Genomic DNA, 20,984 nt, shown 5'->3' on the forward strand with positions numbered 1-20,984 from the left:
TCTACAATTAAACCATCTTCTAACGTTTGTATTACACCTAATGCTGCTCTTTCACCGGAAATCATGGCTGCATTTAAAGAACCATTTAATAATTGGTCTCCTGCCAAAAATATAGTAGATTTTAGTTTGGTTTCAGAGCTTGAGATTTCATATTGAAACTGCTTAACTTAGGCAAAGCTTTTTTTATATGATAGTGTTTTAAAAACTTTTTAACCTCTATACCACAAAGAATTTTTAAATCTTCTGTTACCTTTAAAACTAAATCTAATTCATTTAAATTGTTTAAGAAATCAACTAATGTTTTAAAAATTTTTTAAAAATATTGTTATTATTAATTTTCAGTTGAATTATATAAACCCCTTTTTTTAGATTCTGTGTGTTAATAGTTTTATTAAAACTACCTGTTTGTAAATTATTTTGTTTTTCATGATACAGTTTACTTCCAACTAAATTGTATATAAAAATTTCAATATTATTATTAATTTCATTTAAAAATTTTATTGTTAATTTTTCTTTGCTAGGATGATTTAATAGTTTAATTTCAAATTTCTTATTTTTAATACTATCTACACTTAATGAAGCTTCAGATTTTGATATTTTATTTGTGCTTTGTGCTAAATTTATTAAAGATATTTCAGCCTCTTGATGTTTTTCATCTAATGGAGCATAAAGTTCTAAACTAGATTTTAACATTTTATTATTGTTTAGAGCTAATATTTCTTCTACATTCATTCCAGACCGGTAAAAAAACCAATTTCTATACTCTATAGTATCATTATTATTTATGTTATTAAGTATTAGTTTGTCAATGGCTATTTGTTCATTTATTAAACCATGCTCTATACCATCTATATATAATATTGTTTTTTTACTTGCATAAAAGTGTGTAAGTGTTATTTTATGCCAAGAGTTATCATTTACTAAAACATTGCTAATAATTGAGTTTTCTGATATTGTCCCATACGTAATTTTATTTATATCATCTATAAATATGTTCCCAATTTCAGAATTATCTTTAATAATAGATAGTAGTTTTCCTTTTTTTGACGTTTTTATATCAAATGATGTTGTAAAAGAGTGCGTGATATTTTCTGGAATAAATTGTAACTCTTTATAATTATGATTAGGGCCCATTTTTAAGTTAGTGTCATCCCTAAATTCAGGCAGTGGTTTCTTTTTTTCCAAGGCATCAAAAAGAGATGGTACAATTGAATAGAAAAATTCAAGATGTCCAGAATTATTTGGATGATAAGAATCTTTCCAATAATTATTTACCCAGTTTCCACTTCCGTTGTCGTTACTTCCAAGTAAATTAATACTGGGCAAGTTCCATTCATGAATTAATAAGTTTATCTTTTTTATATATGTATAGTCCTCATTGTCATAATCACCTCTTGAGTAATTGTTCATAACAATAGGAATAATACCTCTTTCTCTAGCTTTCTCAATTAATAGAATCATATTATCTCTAAATTGATTAAATTTAGATTGACCTCCGTATCTTATCCCTTCATTACCAAGAGAGAGCCCATAAACCACATATTTCCCACATTCATTTAATAGGTCATTTTCCCATCTTGATAGGACATCTATAGTATTGTTTCCACTAATTGAAATATTTACAACTGACCATTTTTTTCCAATATTATCATTATATCTTTCATTTAGTAATTTAGTGTATTCGTAAGCGTAACCTTCAAGATTATTTGCGCCAACACCTTTTGCTACTGACGAACCCATTATGGAAATTTTAAATTCATCAATAGTATCACATTTATTAATATTTGAATATTCTAATATTTTCATTGCATTTAAATAACCGAATGAGCCAGTATCTCTGGACATAGTAATTTCAATTTGACCAGCATTATTAGGATAAATATATTCAGATAAGTATGTATTATTCTTATTCCCATTATATCCATTTCCACCAATATTAAGGCCTGATGTTTGTAAAAATCCAAATTTTTCATTCCTGCCTTTAAATAAATATTTTGTAATTCTTTTTTGCGTAGATTCTCTGCTTGCAAATACTTTAAATTTATAACTATGTTTTGGATTTAAACCACTTAGTATAAGTTTACCTGAATCTGTAGTAAAAAAATAATCTTGAGTAGCTGTTCTATTAGCTAAATCATTTAAAGTATAATTTGGTGTTAAAAGCCCCCCGTTTAAGATGCCATTAGTAAGCATTTTACGGATAATATTCAAATTATAGTTGGATAATTCACCTTTTTGATTAATAAGTTTAACGGTCTGCGCTGCTGTAGTTCCATCTATACAATTGTTCCAAGTGTTTCCATTATTATCTGGACTTAATGTAATATTTCCATTAATTACGTCATTGGTACCAAAATCAATAAGGAAAGATTGTAAGTTTTCTTGACTATATAATTGAATAGAGAGGAGTAATAAAGTGAAGTGAATTTTTTTTTTCATTTTTTTTAATATTTAATTTATTATTATTAAATATTAAAAGAGTAAAAAAAAACATCTATTTAATTATATTAAATAGATGTTTTTTTAGTGTTTGGTTTTTTTTTACTCTTTTACTATTCTAAAACTTTTACTATATTCATTGTTAATTAATGCTTTTACAACATAAATACCTGATTTTAATTTTTTTAAGTTTATAGAGTTTTTATTGGTAATGCTTAATACTTTTGACCCGATTATATTAAAAATTTCAACCTTTTTTACTGATAAATCAGATCCTGTATCTAAGTTTAAATAATTTTTCACAGGATTTGGATAAAAGCTTAAACTTACATTTTTAAATCTATTTACAGATAAAGAACTTGGTGTAAATTCGTCTATTTTCATAAAATTAATATAGGCAAAACCACCAGTAGTTGCTGTAATTTCTATTTCTATTTCTCCGTCACTATTTGGATACACCATTTCTGATGTAAATACATAACTATCATTTCCATTAATAGAAGATGTGCCTTTACCGATACCGCTTCCACTAGTTTGGTTTGTCCCAATTGTTGTTTTAGAAGATCCGTTTTGATCAAGTCCAATGATTGAATATTCAGAGATTCTAGTTGAAGTAGTATTTCTACTTCCAAAAAGGTTAAAACTGTAAGCATTATTCAAATCAAGATTGGAAATAATTAATTTGCTAGTTTTATTATAATTAAAAAAATAATCTTCTGTAGCACTTGTAATTGCATATTCTCCTAGGAGTGATACATCAGGTGACATTAAACCTCCACTAGATGAACCACCATTAGTTGAAAAACTTTCGCCAGAAATAGAAATATTATATGAAGAAGAGATTCCTGTTTTATCAATTAAAGAAATGGCACTAGCAGTAGTTTCTGGGTCAATTAAGTTATTCCAGTGATTATTATTTGTATCTGGACTAGTTGTTTGATTTCCACTTGTAGTGTTGTTCTCTCCAAAATCTATTAAGAAATCATTAGAAGGTTCATATTGATTACTTATCGTTATACTTATAGTGCCAAAAACAGTAGAATCTTCCTCTTTAGATGTTGCAGTAACTTCCAAAGTTCCATTAGACTTTGGGTATACTACGCCTTGTTGGCTTATATATGCAATGCTATCGTCATCAACACTCCAAGTTACACCTTTTTCATCTGCATTTTCAGGTAATATGCTTGCTGTAACTGTAACAGTTTCTCTATTGTTAGTAATATTGTTTCCAGATAAAGTTATAGAAGCAACATTAACGATAGATAAACCACTATAAGATTCAATTTTCATTGCATTGATATAGCAAAAAGCACCTGCAGCTTTAGAGATATTAATTTTTATATTTCCAGAATTATCAGGGAACACATAATCTGATGTGTAAATAGTGTCATTATTACCATCGTAACTATTATTCCCAATCCCAGTTCCTGTGGTAGCTAATGTGCCAGAGGTTGTGTTCGAGCCAGTAAGCGTGTATTTTGTAGATCTAGTTGCAGAGCCTGTTCTGCTTGCAAACATGCTGAATTTGTAACCATAATTAGGATTCAAGTTACTAATTGTAAGTTCTCCTAAATCGCCATTTGATGTAAAATAGTCTTGAGTAGCTGTATTTATTGCAAATTCGCCTAACAAACTAACTTCTGGATTGATTAATCCACCATTTTGTATACCGTTTGTAAACATATCAGTATTTACATTAAGTGTATAATTAGTATTTGTATTATTATTCTCAACCAAGGCGAGTGTTGAAGCAGTTTCTGCTTTTGGATCTATTGGATTATTCCAATAATTACCATTTGAATCTGGATTTGATGTTACATTCCCATTTGTAGTATCATTGGGGCCAAAATCTACAAATAAAGTTTCTTCTAAAACCTGACAATTTATTAGGCTAATAGTAAAAAGTGTAAAAATTAAAAGTAGTTGTTTTTTCATGATTTGCTTTTTGAAATTCGTTCAAACAAATCTATATGAATTGAAAAAAAAAAAATTGATATATTATGTTATAAAATGATACTTTAATGACTATTGCTTTGTTTTTTAATAATTTAGAAAACCTTTTTAGTTAGCATATTCTAAAAATTTAATTAAATTTACATATGCAAATCCACCTGTAGTAGCTTTAATTTCTATAGTTATTTCACCATTATTTGTAGGGTATATTACTTCTGAATTAAAGATGTTACTATCGTTACCATTTATAGAAGAATTACCAACGCCTATACCTGCACCACTTGTAATTAAAGAGCCTTGTGTGGAAATTGAATCCCCATTTTTATTAAAACCATTAACTTTATATTGAGTTATTCTAGTAGAGGTTGAATTTCTACTACCAAAAATCTTAAAGCTATAGCCATTTTCGATGTTTAATCCTGAAAAAGTTATTGTACTTGATGCATTATAATTGAAAAAATAATCTTGAGTAGCAGTGTTTATTGCAAGATCATTTAAAAGATTATTTTCAGGAGCCAGTAAACCTCCATTCCTAATTCCATTTGCTCTCATCTCGTCATTTAAAGCTATATTATATGTAGAATTTACTCCTTTAATGTCAATTATGTTATTGATGACAGAATTAATACTTGGATCTATGAGATTATTCCAATAGTTGTCATTTATATCCGGGTTTGATGTTAAGTTTCCATTTGTAGTATCATTAGGCCCGAAATCAATTAAAAATGAGTTTGTTGGCGGAGATTCAATTACAGTAATTGAAGCAGTATCTGTTAATCCGTTATCATTAGAAATTACGGTTATATTAGTTTTACCCAGTGATAGAGCTTCAATAACACCTTGGTTGTTGATAGATGCTATTGATGGGTTTTCAATAAGCCAAGTATAGGTTTTGTCAGTTGCAGTTATTGGTAAAATATCTACACTTAAATTACTAGTTTTTCCTAATTCTAACTGAAGTGATTTTGGAGATATAGTTATATTAGAAACTCTAAGTCCTGAAAAAATCGGTGTTAAAAATTTATTTCCATTCATTGTTAATTCAAGTGGATTTTCTTCAGAAGAATTGTTTCCAATAATTTCCCACCTCATAAATTTATAATTATTTTCAGGAATAGCGGTAACGTTTATATTTGTACCTTCATCGTAAGAATTTTCAACGGCATTAGTTTTACCACCAATTGTATTTTCTACTTTTAAAATGTATTTTATTGAGAAAGAATCTTCATCAGAACACCCATTAATAGTTAAAAAAATAATAGTAATTAAAAATAATTTTTTCATGAATAAAAGAATTAGATTGTAAAATTAAAATTTTAGGTATAAATCATATTTGTCAATTATGTTATATACTGATAGTATAATGAGTGTATTTCTGAGAAAATCCCTTAAAATAATCTTGTTAAGTTATGCTTTTTTCTAAACTCTTTTGGACTACAACCTCTCATTCTCTTAAAAATTCTGTTAAAATTAGATAGATTGTTAAAACCGCTAGAATAGCATATTTCAGAAATGTTTTTTTCAGATTCGAGAAGTAATTTAGAAGCATTCCCTATTCTATACTCTGTTAAGAAATCTGTAAAAGATTTGTTAGTTGTTTTTTTGAAAAAATGACTGAACGCAGATTCAGACATAGAGATTATTTTTGATATGTCTTTAATTCTGATTTGATCTTGAAAGTTGTTTTCAATAAAAGTTATTACTTTTTTAACTCTCAAGTTATAGGTGTTTCTTACTGGACCTTTATAGTTTGATGATGCTAATAATTTTTGGTTTTCTGATATAGATAATTGATGTAGAATAGATAGAAGTTTTAATATAGAGTTAAAATCATAACTTAAAGTAGATAATAATATAATACTATTAGATATTTTTTCTATTGCTTCTTTTGAAAATAAGACACCTCTTTTAGAATTTTTTAGAAGTTCTTTTAGATTGAATGAAGAATCTTTATCAAGAAATGAATTACTAAGAAAACTTTCAGCATTAAAATGTATTGTAATTACATGAGCATATTTCCCTATTGGTTTTGCAGCCCAAACATGAGGGGTGTTGGGACCTACTAAAACCAAATCATTTATTTCAAAACTTAAGTTAGAATCCCCAATTATTCTCTTTCCACTTGCATTCATAACCAATTTAAGCTCATATTCTGGATGAAAATGAATTGGAAAAGTAAACTTTGCTTTTGTATAATTAAGAATGGAAAAAAAGTTATTGTTATTTAAAGGGGTTACCATTCTATTTGCTTTAATTATCTCCATATAATTAAATTTTTCTAAATTTATATTATGAGTAATAATACAAATATTTTTTTTTTTAATATAAAATTCAAATATTAAACGAGTATAAATTCATAATAGTATTACTATAGAGTATTATGATACTATTATGAATTGATTAATTTCATTTTTTTTACATTTAATTAATAATTCAAAAAAAATAATAAAATAATTATGCATAATAATATTGGAGAAAAATTTACGGATGTATTTAAAAAATACATGCCAGACTCTTTTGTATTTGCTTTAATATTAACAATATTAGTATCTCTTCTAGCTATTTTAGGGTTAAATAAATCTCTTTTTGAGGTAGTTAACTCTTGGTATGATGGCTTTTGGATGTTACTAGAGTTTGGGATGCAAATGACATTATTAATAATAACAGGATATAGTATTGCTCTTTCTCCATTAATAAAAAAAGGTATTAACTCTATAACCAGTTTTATAAAAACTCCCAAACAGGTTTATTTTTTTGTTATAATAATAGGTGTGTTATTATCAATGATAAGTTGGGGATGGATAGTAATTGCAGCAGTTTTTGCAAGAGAACTTGCATTGAGAGTAAAAGGAGTTCATTATCCTTATTTAATTGCTTGCGTATATTTCTCAAATAATAGCTGGGTTACTGGTTTATCAAGCTCTATACCTTTGCTTTTGAATACCAAAGGTAATTATATGATAGAGGGCGGTATTATACCCAGTACAATATCAACATTATATACATTAGGTTCAACACTAAATGTTTTTATGTTATTACTTTATATAATTGTGACTCCACTTTTAATGATTCTTTTAATTCCAAAAAAAAATACAAGAGAATTAAAAGATATGTTAGGTGAAAAAACTTTACAAATTGAGAAAACAATTAAAGAGGAGGCAACTGGCTTAAAGTTATCTTTTAAGGCTTTATCTGACACTCTAAATAATAATTCTTTATTACCAATGCTAATTGTATTGATGGGGGGATACTTTATTAGCTCTCATTTTTATAAAAATGGGTTTGATTTAAATTTAAACATTATGATTTTTACTTTTATAATTTTAGGTTTACTTCTTCACAAAACTCCAATGAGATATAGTATATCTATTAAAAGAGCAAGTAGTAATATTTCTGGAATTTTATTTCAGTTTCCTTTTTACGCAGGTATTATGGGAATAATGACCAATACTGGATTAGGCAAAAGTTTAGCAGGATTAATTTCTTCAGTTGCTACAATAGAAACATATCCTTTTTTTTCTTATTTAATTGGTGGTATTGTAAATTTTGCAATCCCGTCTGGTGGAGGTGAATATGCTGTAATTGGACCTAGTGTTATAGAAGCGGTTAAAGAGATTGGAGCTAATTTATCCCAATCACAAGTTACAGAGATGATTGCAAAAGCGTCTCTATCTATTGCTTATGGTGAAAGTCTGACTAATTTATTACAGCCATTTTATTTGTTATTAGTTATACCTATTATGGGTGCTGGAATAAAAATACAAGCTAGAGATGTAATGGGGTATTTGGTTATTCCTTTTTTGATTTATTTTATTCTACAGTCTTTAATGGTAGTTTTTATTCCTTTAAATTTTTAAATTATGATAAAACTTATGAGTACATATCAATTTGTAAAATGTTTTTTTATTATTCTCACTATGAATAGTTATTTAATATTTGGACAACAAGAGATTTTAGATACTCCAATAGTTAAAATAGAATCAGGTTTCGTAAAAGGAGAATTAAAAGATGCTAAAAATAATTTAGTCGTTTTTAAAGGAATACCCTATGCAAAGCCTCCAGTAGGAAACCTGAGATGGAGAGCTCCACAAAAAGAGGATAAATGGGAGGGAGTTAAAGTTTGTAATTCACCAGGCCCTATTTGCCCTCAGAGGGTAAATGGTTCAGGAATTCAAAATATGAGTGAAGACTGCTTATATTTAAATATATTTTCAACAAATTTAAATAATGAAAAAAAGGCTCCAGTTATGGTTTGGATACATGGGGGTGGTTTAAATATGGGTACTGGTTTTAGAGAAAATTCTGATGGATCTGAATTTGCTAAGAGAGGTGTGGTGCTTGTAAGTTTAAATTATAGATTAGGACAGTTAGGTTTTTTAGCACATCCAGAATTATCAGCAGAATCTGAAAACGGAGTTTCAGGTAATTATGGAATTTTAGATCAGATATTAGCTTTAAAATGGATAAAAAAAAATATTTCAAAATTTGGAGGAGATCCAGAGAATGTAACTGTTTTTGGTGAATCTGCGGGTGGAACTAGTGTTAGTGTTCTGTGCTCTTCTAAACAAACAAAAGGTCTTTTTCATAAAGCGATACTTCAAAGTCCTTGGATGTTTGGTTTTATGTCTAATACAGCAAAGCCAAATATTACGTATTTAAAAAAAGGAATCGCAAACATTCCAAGTGCTGAATCACTAGGTTTAAATTGGTCTAAAAAGTACTTGACAAAAAAGGATACGAATAACCTTAAAAAGTTAAGAGCTCTAGATGCAAAATTAATTACAAGAGATGAACCTTATTATGAGACAAGAATAACAGTTGATGGGTGGTTATTAGAAGATTTTCAAGAATCTGTTTTTATGAAAGGCAATCAAGCAGATATTCCTATGATTATTGGTACAAATAAAGATGAAGGTAATTATTATTGGAACTTTATTAAGCAAAAAACTATTAGTGATATTACCAAAAGCTTAGAAAGTTTTTATGCCTCTCGGGCAGATTATATTTCAGAATTTTATTTTACAAATTCTTATAAAAGTGTAAAATTAGCAGTTAGCCGATATATAACTGATGCTTGGTTTTTAGAGCCTTCATTACACTTGCTAAAAGGTATGGATAATGTATCCTCTCAGGTTTATCAATATCGTTTTTCTGTGCCTAATAGAAAATATCCAAAGTTAGGAGCGGTTCATGGCGCTGAAATAAAATATGTGTTCAATAACTTAAATGATACTTTTAAGAAAAAGGACTTGAAAGTAGCCGAAAATATGATTTCTTATTGGGTTCAATTTGCAAAAACTGGAAATCCAAATAATAAAGGTTTAAATACATGGGAACCCTATGATTCAAACAAGAATAATTTTTTAGATTTTACAGAAATGAAAACTAAAATAAGAAATATCAATGCTGAAAGTCAAAACCAAACGAATCAACTTAGAATATTAAAGGTAAAAGCATACTTAAAAGGAGTTATTAATTAATATTTGGATTTTTAATGATAGTGGCTATCCCTTGTCCTATTCCAATACATAAACTAACCAAAGCATATTTACCTCCAATTCTTTTTAATTCTCTACTTGCTGTTATTAATAATCTAGCTCCGGAAGCTCCTAGTGGGTGTCCAATAGCTATAGCACCTCCATTAGGATTAATTCTGCTATCAGAAAAAGATAAATTTAGAGATTTTAAGCAACCTAATACTTGCGTAGAGAAAGCTTCATTTATTTCTATAATATCCATATCATTAATTGTTAATCCTGCTCTTTTTAAAACTTTTTCAGATGCTTTTACAGGTCCAAGTCCCATATACATAGGTTCTACTCCAGATACTGCGTGAGCTACAATTTCTACTATTGGTTCTTTTTCTAACAAACTGCTCATTGTAGCTGTACCTAATAAGATTGCAGCTGCACCATCATTAATTCCTGATGAATTACCTGCTGTTGCCACACCGTTCTTATTAATCGGTTTTAATTTAGATAGCCCTTCTAATGAGGTATTTAGCCTTGGATGTTGGTCTGCAGTCATTATAAACTCATTCTCTCTTTTATTTCTAGCTAATATTTTAAAAGGTAAAATTTCATCATCAAAAAATCCTGTTTCTAGTGCGTTCTTGTATTTCATTTGAGATTGATAAGCAAATAAATCACTTTCATCTCTTGTGATTTTTAGTTTTTTTCCAATATTATCTGATGTTTCAGGCATAGTGTGGGTACCAAATCTATCCAAAAGGTTTTTATTTGGAAATCTCCATCCAATTGTAGAATCAGCTACATCAATATTTCTTGTAAAAGCCTTTTCAGTTTTTGATATTATTAATGGAGCTCTAGTCATATTCTCTACACCTCCAGCAATATATAATTCACCTTCATTACACTTTAATGAGTTTGTTGCAAGATGAACAGCGGCTAAACCACTGCCACAAAGTCTATTTACAGTTATACCACCTGAATTTATTGATATTCCACTTAATAATGCTGAGTTTCTTGCAATGTTTCTAGAATCTTCTCCTGCTTGATTAGAATCTCCAATTACAACATCTTCAATTAAGTCTTTTATGTTATTATTTCTCTCAACTAATTTCTTTAATATATAAGCCATCAAGTCATCAGGTCTAGTAGTACTTAATTCTCCCCCATATTTTCCAAAAGGAGATCTTATTCCGTCATATATATATACTTTATTCATCTGTTTTAATTTTGTGTAGCTTCTAATTTTCTTAAAATTTCTAATTCTTTTAATGAAGGAGAAGAGGTAGTTTTAATATTTTCAGATATTTTTAATGGCCAACCTGTTGCATCTTTAACCTCCTGTATACTTACTCCTTCATGAATATGTGTTAAAATAAATTCTTGAGTAACCTTACATGGTTCTAATATCCCTAAATCTGTAATGATGGCTTTTGGACCATTACTAATAAAATTTAATTTATCTCTACTATTATTACCATCAGCAAAGCCTACAGAAGTAATAAAATCTAATTTATTTACAAAGTTTCTTTTTGTTTGTCTTAACATAATTAATGTGTCTTTACAAAAAGCAGCTATTTCAGGAGCTCCACCGGCCCCTGGTAGTCTAACTTTTGGGTTTTTATAGTCTTTACCTATTATAGTAGTATTTATATTTCCAAATTTATCTACCTGAGCCGCTCCTAAAAATCCAATTTCAATTTTACCTCCCTGAAGGTAATAGTTAAAAACCTCAGGTACAGAAATAACAGCTAAAGCTTTTTTACTTAATTCATCATCTCCAATAGATAAAGGCAGTCTTTCTGGCTTTGTATCTAATGTTCCGCTTTCATAGATCATAGATATATTTGGCGCTTGTACTCTTTTTGCTAAATTTGCGGCTAGACTTGGAAGTCCTATTCCTATAAAAACAATATCATCATCTTTAAGGAATCTAGATGCTGAGACAACCATCATTTCTTTTGAAGTAAAATTTTTATTCTTCATTATTTATTTTTTTAAAAAACTCCGTATAATTTTTAGTTGATAAGACGAATTTATTTATCCAATTATTAAATGTTTTACGGTCTTTACTTATTGTATCCCATTCTTTATAAAATGCATTATAACGATTGTAGTAACCCTCTGCATAAGACGGAAATGCTCCATTTGGTTCAACACAAATAGCATTAATTACCCATCTAGGTATTATTGTTCCACCATTCTTTTCATCAATTATATCAACAATTTCCTCAACGGTTACAATTGTTTTTTTTGAAGCCATTAATACTTCTTTTTGACTGCCTGAAATACCTTTAATCCAAATATTACCATTCTTGTCTGCTTTTTGGGCATGAATAATTCCAATATCAGGTCTTATTGAAGGTATAATTGTTAGTTTTTCTTCAGAAAAAGGACATTTCATAAATTTTATATCATCATTTATATCTGGGTAACTTGTTCCTAAGTATCCTTTAAAAATAGCACAAGGTAAACCGGATGCTCCCGCTGCATATGCATTTGCCATAGCGGAATGCGCATGTTCTTTAAATTCAATTTTATTAGGAAATTCATTTTCATAAGCATCTCTGAATCTATGTAAAGAACCAACCCCAGGGTTACCACCCCAAGAAAATGTTAGTTTGCTAACGCATCCCATTCCAATCAATTGATCGTAAATTATATCTGGTGTCATTCTAAATAAGTGCAAATCATTAATTTTTTGCCTTATGATTTCTAAACCTGCTGCGTGGGGTATTAGGTGGGTAAACCCTTCTAAAGCAACACTAGTTTTTGGTTTTACATACTTTTGTATTGCTTTTTCTAAACTAAGAAATTCAGTCATTTAATCTTTTTTTTTTCAATAAGAAAATTATTTTTACAAAGATATTATTCAAAATATAGTAATAATTATCATAAGAAATCAAAGATTTCGTTAAATCTGTCGATTTCTAATGTTTTTATGAATCGTTAACAATTAAAAGTATTTTTCATTTAATTTTGGTAATAATATTGTCAATAAAATTTTAAATAAAATTAAAAGATGAAGCATAAATATGTTTTAATAACAGGAGGGGCATTAGGTATAGGTGCAGGTATTGTAAAAGAAATTTTAAAAAATGGATATAGTCCTATCGTGTTAGATGTTGTAGAACCTGAAAATACTGAAGGCATACTTTTTTTTAAAGTAGATCTCTCTAATCAGTTAGAAACTAAAAAAGTACTTGATAAGGTTACAAGTAAATTTAAAATACTAAGACTTATAAATAATGTTGGCATTGTATTACCAAGTCCTATAGAGGATACTAGTTTTGAAGATTTTAATAAAGTGATTTCACTTAATACTTGGGTGGCAACTCTGTGTTTACAAAGTTTATTACCAGCAATGAAAAATGCAAATTTTGGTCGTGTAGTTTCAATTACAAGTAGAACAATTCTTGGAAAAGAATTAAGAACCGCATACTCTGGGAGCAAGGGAGCTTTGTCAGCAATGTCTAAAACATGGTCTTTAGAGTTAGCTTCTAAGGGAATTACAGTTAATACAATTGCACCAGGCCCAATTGAAACAGACGCTTTTAAAAAAAATAATCCACCTGAGAGCTCTAAAACAAAAGAAATAACTAATGCTATACCAGTTAAAAGAATTGGTACTCCTGCAGATATAGGTAATGCTGTTAATTTTTTTTTAGACGATAATTGTAGTTTTATTACTGGGCAAACTTTATTTGTTTGTGGAGGTTTAACAGTGGGATTAAGTAGTAATTAGTAAAATTAAAAATATGATTATTAAAAATAAAGACTTATTATGTTCAAAGGCAATCATTGGAGATTGGTGTAATGCTTTTGATAAAAGTACATTTAATATAATGAATCCTGCTACAAATAAAAGTATTGGTACATTGCCAAATATGGGGGAGCTGGAAACTATAAAGGCTGTAGAAATTGCTAATGAAGCTTTTGAAGTATGGAAAAACCAGACTGTAGATTTTAGGTCAAATATATTAAGAAGTTGGGCAGCTTTAATTCGAGATAATAAAGAAGATTTAGCTGTAATAATGACGATGGAACAAGGTAAGACTTTAAAAGAGTCAGTAGGTGAAATAGTTTACTCGGCAAGTTTTTTAGATTGGTATGCAGAAGAAGCTCAAAGACCAATAGGAAGAATGATGCCTGCACATCAAACAGACCAAAAAATATTAATTACACACGAACCTCTTGGGGTTGGAGCAACAATAACACCTTGGAATTTTCCAGCACTAATGGTGATGAGAGAAGTTGCACCAGCTTTAGCAGCAGGGTGTACTGTAGTAATAAAACCATCAGAATTGACACCTTTAACGCCTTTAGCCCTAGTTAAATTAGCTATTGACGCTGGTTTACCTTCAGGTGTCTTATCTGTAATTACTGGCGATAAAAAAAATACACCTAAAATAGGTGATGTTTTGACATCTCATTTAAAAATAAATAAAATAAGTTTTACAGGATCTACAGCTACCGGAATAATGCTTGCAAAAAAAGCAATTGAATCTGTAAAAAAAATGAGTCTTGAACTAGGAGGAAATGCACCTTTTATAGTTTTTGATGATGCAGATATAGATGCGGCCTTAAGAGGATTAATTTCTTCTAAGTATAGAAATTCTGGACAAGCTTGTGTTGCTACTAATAGAGTCTTTATTCAAAAAGGTATTTATAAAGATTTTATAGTTAAATTTATCGAAAAAGTAGAGTTGCTTAGAGTTGGAAATGGTCTAGATACTAACGTTGATATGGGCCCATTAATTTCAATTGAGGCGTCAGAAAATATGGAAAATTATATTAAAGATTCGCTTTTAAAGGGAGGGGAATTGTTAACAGGAGGTAAAAGACATAAACTGGGTAAAAGCTTTTTTGAACCAACAGTTATAGCGAACGCATCTGATCAAATGATGCCTTGTCAGTGTGAGATTTTTGGACCATTAACAATGATTCAAAAGTTTGATTCTGAAGAAGAAGTTATAAAGCTAGCAAATAATTCTATTCATGGTTTGGCTGCTTATTTTTACTCAAACGATAGGAAAAGATCTTGGAGAGTCTCAGAGGCTTTAAAGGCTGGTATAATTGGAGAGAATACTGTTTCTTTTTCAACGCCCAGAGCTCCTTTTGGAGGTTATAAACAATCTGGAATAGGACGAAATGGCGGAAGTGAAGGCTTAGAAGAGTGGCAAGAAGTTAAATACAGATGTATTGGAGATTTAAATTAGAAAATTATTTATGGAAAATTTTGAATATAACACACCGAATAAAATAGTTTTAAGAGATGGTTGTACTTATCAAGTTGATACGTATAAAGAGTTGAAAATTACTGGAAATATTTTATTTGTTACAGATAGAAATTTAATAAATCTAAACATAGCAACTCCAGTAATAAAAGTAATAGAAAAGAATGATGCTAATGTTTTTGTTTTTGATCAAGTAGCTCCAGAACCAAAAGTATCAACAGTCAGAGAATTAGTAGAATTTTGTAAAAATTATGAAATCACTTATGTAGTTGGTTTTGGTGGAGGTAGCCCAATGGATATTGCTAAAATTGCTGCTGTTTTATTAAAATCTCCTCAAAATATTGAGGATATTTATGGTGTAAATAAAGTAATAGGAGATAGATTACCACTTGCTTTAATACCAACTACTTCTGGAACTGGATCTGAGGTTACTCCGGTTGCTGTTGTTACTTCTGATGATGGAAGTAAATCTCCAATAGTTGATACTCATTTAATATGCGATATTGTTTTATTGGATGCAAAGTTAACCACAGGACTCCCCCCTAAAATAACTGCAGCTACAGGTGTTGACGCTATGGTTCATGCAATTGAGGCCTATACCTCAGGAGTTAGAAAGAATGTTATTTCAGATAATTTAGCTAAAAAAGCATTTGTATTGTTATTTAATAATATAAAAACAGCAACATTTAAAGGTACAAACATAGTGTCAAGAAGAAACATGCTAATTGGGTCTTCATTGGCAGGTCTTGCATTTGCTAATTCCAGTGTTGGTGCCGTTCATGCATTATCATATCCTTTGGGTGTTTCTTTTAATTTACCACATGGAGAAAGTAATGCTTTAGTTATGATTCCTGTAATGCGTTTTAATTTAAAAAAGGCAACTTCATTATATGCAGATTTGTCTAGAATAATTAATTCAGAAGTAATTTTTAGTTCAGATGCAGAAGCAGCTAATTATTTAATTAATCAAATTGAAAGTTTAATTAAAGAATTAAACTTAAGTACTAAATTATCGGATTATAATATTACTGAAAAAGATATAAATACTCTAACAACAGGAACATTAAAGCAGTCAAGGTTATTATCTTATAATCTTACTAAAATGAATGAAACCGATATTTCTAATATTTTTAAATCAATTTTATAAATTGTGACAAAAAATAATACTCTTTAAAATCTTTTTATTGTTCGAAGTTGTTAATTTGTTTTCATAATAGTATTATTAATTTGGTTAATTAACAAATATTTGAAATTTCAATATTTATATTTTTACAAAAAAATAATAACTGTCTAATTTATGATAACATTTAAAAAACTTAATTTTATTTTCTTATTTTTTTTATTGTCTTTTATAGGAGTAGCTCAGAAGATTGAAATAAAAGGAACAGTTTTATCTCAGAAAGGAGAATTTCTTCCTCAAGTTGCTGTTTTTGAAAAAGATACAAAAAACGCTACAGTTACTGATTTTGATGGTAAATTTACTATTAGCGTAAATAGTAGAAAATCTATTTTAAGCTTCTCATACCTTGGTTTTTTAACTCAGGATATTCTGGTTTCCAAAAAAAATATTATTAATGTTATTTTAGTAGAAAGTTCTACTAGTTTGGATGAAATTGTAATTATTGGTTATGGAAATGTTAGAAAAAAGGACTTAACAGGTTCTGTAAGCACTCTAAAGGCAGAGCAGATTAAAGGGATACCTGCTTCAAATGCTGGGGAGTTATTACAAGGAAGAGTAGCTGGATTAAATGTTATAAACCCATCTGATGAACCAGGTAGCCAAGCTACCCTAAGAATAAGAGGTTCTAGTACAATTAAAGGGAACGCATCCCCTTTAATTGTTATAGATGGCTTTCCTTATCCCGGAGGTTTAGATGAGATAAACCCTGCTGATATAGAATCTATAGAGGTTTTAAAAGATGCGTCTGCCTCAGCTATTTATGGCTCGCAAGGAGCAAATGGTGTAATTATAGTTACTAGAAAGCAAGGTAAGGCAAATAGGATGAACATATACTTGACTTCCCAAACTACAACTTCTTCATTTAATAAAGATTTTGAGAATGTATGGAAAAATACATTATTAATGGCTGAGTTAGCTAATGAAAAAGCTATTAATGGTGGTGGTGTTGTGCCTTATGTTGGTGCATCGGGAGATGAGGAGTTACAAGGTGGTTTCTACCCTTCTTTAGAGCAAATTAGATCTGGAGATTGGCCTTATTATACAGATTGGACTGATTATGTTTACAGAAAGTCTAGTGAGATACAAAACACTAATCTAGGTGTTTATGGTGGTTCAGATAAAATTAAATATAATGTTAATTTAAATCATTGGAGCCAAGAGGGGAGTAAAATTGATAATAATTACGAAAAAATTAACTTGTTTTCTACTTTTAATATTAAACTACTAAACAATTTAAAGTTTACTTTAAATACAACATATACGAACATAAAATTTAGAAATAATAATTTCACGAATTACACACGGAATCCTTTATGGCCAGTTTATAATTCAAATAATCCAGCTGAAGGCTTTTACTTGGTTTCAGATAACGATTTTTTTCATCCCGCATATAGAAGAGGAAAGATAACTGATGAAACCAAAAGTGAAGACTTTTTAGTTTCAGGTTTTTTAGATTGGAAAATTACAGATCAAATTACATTTAACTCAAGAGCCAATATTAAATCAGGCACCAATATTAAAGACTATTATTTACCATCAATATTATCTCAAGTTTATGATGGTATTGGAAGTATTGAAAATACAACCGATTCTAAAAGAGTTTTCGAAAACTATATTACATACAAAAATTCTTTTAAAAATCATAATTATACTATTATGATTGGAAATTCTGAGCAATCTACAAATGATAGGCGTTTATTTTTAGAAGGTAGAAATTTCCTAAGTGATGTTTTAGGAAATGAGAATCTATCTAGTGCTTCTGTTGAAAATCAGTTTGTAGATAATTTTCAATTTAACACGGGGTTAAGTTCATATTATGGTAGACTTAACTATTCTATAAACAGTAAGTATTTACTAACATTAACAGGTAGATTTGATGGTTCTTCTAAATTTGGTAAAAATAGTAAATGGGGCTTTTTCCCATCAGGAGCTTTAGCATGGAATCTTTTAGACGAGAAGTTTATGCAGCATTTTGATAAAATAAACCAATTTAAAATAAGAGCTAGTTATGGGGTTTCTGGGAATGACGGTATAGAGGCGTATTCAACACAATCTAGGTTCGGAGAAGACCAGTTTTACAATGGTTCTCAGTGGCAATCTGTTATTGGACCAGGTGTAAATTCTTCTTTAGGAGGAAGGTTGTTTCAATGGAGAGGAATTGCAAATGACAATCTTAAATGGGAATCTACATCTCAATTAAATATTGGAACAGATTTTGAAGCTTTTGATAGTAAATTAAAGGTTACGTTTGACTATTATTACAAGAATACAACAGATTTACTAAGAGATCAAGTACTCCCATTATCATCTGGTTTTGATTTTATGTTGGTTAACGATGGTGAAATTGATAATAAAGGGGTAGATGTAACATTAGAGGGAATTCTATTAAAAAAACAAGAGTTGTCTCTCTCTGGGACACTAACATTTAATAGAAATCGAAATGAAATTATTTCGATAGGTTCAGAGGCTAACGCAGGCTTAATAACAGATTTTTTCGAAAATAAATTCTTAGATACAGGTGTTAGTTTAGAAAATACTTTTGGTTCTCAAACTATTTCAGTTTATGCATTAGGAAAACCTTTAAATGTATTTTATGGATATAAACAACTAGGTATCATCCAAAATAATGACCAAGCCCAAAATTTTCCAACATATGCATCTGTAAATCAACCTGGAGACCCTTACTATGCCGATCTATCTGGTGATGGAATTATTACATCTGATGATAGAGTTATAATTGGAGACCCAAACCCTAATTTTACTGGAAGTTTAGCTTTAAATTTTAAATACAAAAAGTTTGAGATTTCTACTCTTTTTAATGGAGCTTTCGGGTATGATATCTTAGACACAAGAAAGTTTGAGAGAGTAACAGAGAAACCTTTAAGATGGACTGGAGAAAACACAACAAACTCATGGCCAAGTTTAAGAGGCGATAGAGGAACACCTTTGTTTTCTGATTGGTACCTAGCGGATGGTAGTTTTTTAAGAATTCAAAATGTTAATTTAGCTTATACTTTCAATTTTCCTGATTTTGGTATTAAATCTTTTAAGGCATATTTAAATGCAACAAACCTTCACACCTTCACAAGTTTTAAAGGATACGACCCTGAAGTTGGAACAAACGGAATTTATTATGGATTTAGACCAAGAGTAAGAAGGTTTACTATTGGTTTTAACATTAACTTTTAATTTTAAAAAATATGAAGTTTAAATTTTATTATGTAGTTAGTTTTTTTCTCTTTTTTTTAAATTCATGTGCTGAGCTAGATGAAAACCCCAAAGGATTCTATACAGATCAAAATTTTTTTCAATCTGAAGACGAGGTTGAGTCTGCAATTTTATATGCCTATATAGTAAATCAGACAAATGAATATTTATATGGTTATATAGAATTAACTGACTTATCATCAGAAATAATGTACTGTACACCAACAAATACATTTTATGGTAGAAATGAGATTGATTTATGGCAGATATCCCCTTTAACTATTGGTATACAGGGCTTTTACAAATATAGTTATATAGGTGTTAACAGAGCGAATACTGTATTAGATAATATTAATTCTGTAGATATAGAAATCTCAAAAAAAAATCATTTTACAGGAGAATTATATTTCATTCGTGCATGGCATTATTTTAATCTTGTTCGTCTTTTTGGTGAAGTTCCTTTAAGAAAAAGTTCAGTGACTAGTTCAGAAGATCTATTTCTTGCAAAAAGTAACATTCAAGAGGTTTATGACTTTATTATTGAAGACTTAACTAATGCGATTGATTTAATGCAAATTGAAAGGAAATATGGACGTGCAGATAAGGTAGCTGCTCAAAGTTTATTATCAAAAGTTTTTTTGACGTTAGCTTCTTCTAAAGAAAGTAATTCTCCAAGGTACAATTGGGTTTTGAATTCAGATGAAATGTATAATCAAGCAAAAGAATACGCAGGGAAAGTAATTTTTGATCAATCTACATATGAGTTACAAACTGACTTATGGGGTATTTTTGATGTTAATAATAAAATGAATTCTGAAAATATTTATTTTTTATCTACTAATAGAGAAAAATCTGTCGGTAAATCTGGTTTTGCTGCAATTTGGATGCCTAATCCAGGTGTAAGTTATTCTACTGATTTTCATGTAAGTCACCCTTTTTTGACAAACACATATTTACCCACAACTTGGGGGTATAGGGTTTATAGAATATCAAATCAATTTGTAAATACTCATGAGCCTGGAGACTTAAGAAAAAACTTATATTCTAATATGCTTTATAACGCAGATGGTTCTTTAAGAGCTACTTATAATGAACATTATTTTTCATTAAAATATATTGATCCAGAATGGATAGATTGGGATAAAACGAGTTCTAGTCCTTTATATCTTAGAATGTCTGATATTGCGTTAGTCTATGCAGAGGCATCCGGAGCTACCTCTTTGGCATACCAGCAAATAAATAAAATAAGAAATAGAGCAGGATTAAATGATTTACAGCTAGGTTTAAGTGATCTAGATTTTAGAGAAGCAGTTAGAAATGAAAGAAAATTTGAACTATCTGGAGAAGGTAATCGTTTGTTTGAGTTAAGAAGAACTAATAGAGTTATTGAAACACTTGGAAATGTTACGTACCCCTACCTTTATCCATTACCACAAAACGAGGTAGATGTGAACCCAAAAATAGATTTTGACCCAGAAAAAATTAACTTAAAATAAAATT

The 20,984-nt window shown here is 29.3% G+C and carries 14 protein-coding genes; 7 read left to right on the plus strand and 7 right to left on the minus strand.

Annotated features, from left to right (window positions below; all coding sequences use genetic code 11):
* Positions 1-294 precede the first annotated feature (294 nt).
* The 4 genes from ACTG3S_RS09115 to ACTG3S_RS09130 all read right to left on the minus strand — a co-directional run bounded on the left by ACTG3S_RS09115 (position 295) and on the right by ACTG3S_RS09130 (position 6,656).
* A complete protein-coding gene (locus ACTG3S_RS09115; RefSeq protein WP_439129049.1) occupies positions 295-2,439 on the minus strand; it encodes a GDSL-type esterase/lipase family protein in 2,145 nt (714 codons plus the stop codon).
* A 102-nt stretch (positions 2,440-2,541) separates the two neighbouring features.
* Positions 2,542-4,374: an Ig-like domain-containing protein gene (locus ACTG3S_RS09120; RefSeq protein WP_439129050.1), complete on the minus strand. Its 1,833-nt coding sequence runs from the start codon at positions 4,372-4,374 to the stop codon at positions 2,542-2,544.
* Between the two features lie 126 nt (positions 4,375-4,500).
* Positions 4,501-5,676 carry an Ig-like domain-containing protein gene (locus tag ACTG3S_RS09125; RefSeq protein ID WP_439129051.1) on the minus strand — a complete coding sequence of 392 codons (1,176 nt, stop codon included), beginning with the start codon at positions 5,674-5,676 and terminating at the stop codon, positions 4,501-4,503.
* A 104-nt stretch (positions 5,677-5,780) separates the two neighbouring features.
* Positions 5,781-6,656: an AraC family transcriptional regulator gene (locus tag ACTG3S_RS09130; protein ID WP_439129052.1), complete on the minus strand. Its 876-nt coding sequence runs from the start codon at positions 6,654-6,656 to the stop codon at positions 5,781-5,783.
* Positions 6,657-6,848: 192 nt separating this feature from the next.
* On the opposite strand from ACTG3S_RS09130, the gene ACTG3S_RS09135 reads away from it, so the two are divergent.
* Both ACTG3S_RS09135 and ACTG3S_RS09140 read left to right on the plus strand, forming a co-directional pair.
* Positions 6,849-8,249 carry a short-chain fatty acid transporter gene (locus ACTG3S_RS09135; protein WP_439129053.1) on the plus strand — a complete coding sequence of 467 codons (1,401 nt, stop codon included), beginning with the start codon at positions 6,849-6,851 and terminating at the stop codon, positions 8,247-8,249.
* A 15-nt stretch (positions 8,250-8,264) separates the two neighbouring features.
* Positions 8,265-9,872: a carboxylesterase/lipase family protein gene (locus ACTG3S_RS09140; RefSeq protein WP_439129054.1), complete on the plus strand. Its 1,608-nt coding sequence runs from the start codon at positions 8,265-8,267 to the stop codon at positions 9,870-9,872.
* Here ACTG3S_RS09140 and ACTG3S_RS09145 read toward each other — a convergent pair.
* The 3 genes from ACTG3S_RS09145 to ACTG3S_RS09155 are packed head-to-tail and all read right to left on the minus strand — an operon-like array spanning position 9,865 to position 12,684.
* Positions 9,865-11,079 (minus strand): acetyl-CoA C-acyltransferase, encoded by a 1,215-nt coding sequence (locus tag ACTG3S_RS09145; protein WP_439129055.1) that lies wholly within the window; start codon positions 11,077-11,079, stop codon positions 9,865-9,867. The two genes, ACTG3S_RS09140 and ACTG3S_RS09145, sit on opposite strands and share 8 nt — an antisense overlap.
* 5 nt (positions 11,080-11,084) lie before the next feature.
* The gene (locus ACTG3S_RS09150; RefSeq protein WP_439129056.1) at positions 11,085-11,846 is read right to left on the minus strand and encodes a CoA-transferase subunit beta; all 762 of its coding nucleotides are present in this window, start codon (positions 11,844-11,846) and stop codon (positions 11,085-11,087) included.
* Entirely contained in the window at positions 11,836-12,684 is an 849-nt protein-coding gene (locus ACTG3S_RS09155) for a CoA transferase subunit A (RefSeq protein ID WP_439129057.1), read from the minus strand. Before ACTG3S_RS09155 ends, ACTG3S_RS09150 begins: the two co-directional genes overlap by 11 nt.
* A gap of 198 nt (positions 12,685-12,882) precedes the next feature.
* Between ACTG3S_RS09155 and ACTG3S_RS09160 the strand changes: the two genes are divergently transcribed.
* The 5 genes from ACTG3S_RS09160 to ACTG3S_RS09180 all read left to right on the plus strand — a co-directional run bounded on the left by ACTG3S_RS09160 (position 12,883) and on the right by ACTG3S_RS09180 (position 20,980).
* Positions 12,883-13,605 carry an SDR family oxidoreductase gene (locus tag ACTG3S_RS09160; RefSeq protein ID WP_439129058.1) on the plus strand — a complete coding sequence of 241 codons (723 nt, stop codon included), beginning with the start codon at positions 12,883-12,885 and terminating at the stop codon, positions 13,603-13,605.
* A 13-nt stretch (positions 13,606-13,618) separates the two neighbouring features.
* Positions 13,619-15,079, plus strand: a complete 1,461-nt coding sequence (locus ACTG3S_RS09165) for an NAD-dependent succinate-semialdehyde dehydrogenase (RefSeq protein ID WP_439129059.1) — start codon at positions 13,619-13,621, stop codon at positions 15,077-15,079.
* Between the two features lie 10 nt (positions 15,080-15,089).
* Positions 15,090-16,244, plus strand: a complete 1,155-nt coding sequence (locus ACTG3S_RS09170; RefSeq protein ID WP_439129060.1) for an iron-containing alcohol dehydrogenase — start codon at positions 15,090-15,092, stop codon at positions 16,242-16,244.
* Positions 16,245-16,394: 150 nt separating this feature from the next.
* The gene (locus tag ACTG3S_RS09175) at positions 16,395-19,466 is read left to right on the plus strand and encodes a SusC/RagA family TonB-linked outer membrane protein (RefSeq protein ID WP_439129061.1); all 3,072 of its coding nucleotides are present in this window, start codon (positions 16,395-16,397) and stop codon (positions 19,464-19,466) included.
* Between the two features lie 11 nt (positions 19,467-19,477).
* The gene (locus ACTG3S_RS09180; protein WP_439129062.1) at positions 19,478-20,980 is read left to right on the plus strand and encodes a RagB/SusD family nutrient uptake outer membrane protein; all 1,503 of its coding nucleotides are present in this window, start codon (positions 19,478-19,480) and stop codon (positions 20,978-20,980) included.
* Positions 20,981-20,984: the final 4 nt, after the last annotated feature.

This window comes from Polaribacter sp. (genome assembly GCF_965656025.1).
Taxonomy (GTDB): Bacteria; Bacteroidota; Bacteroidia; order Flavobacteriales; family Flavobacteriaceae; genus Polaribacter.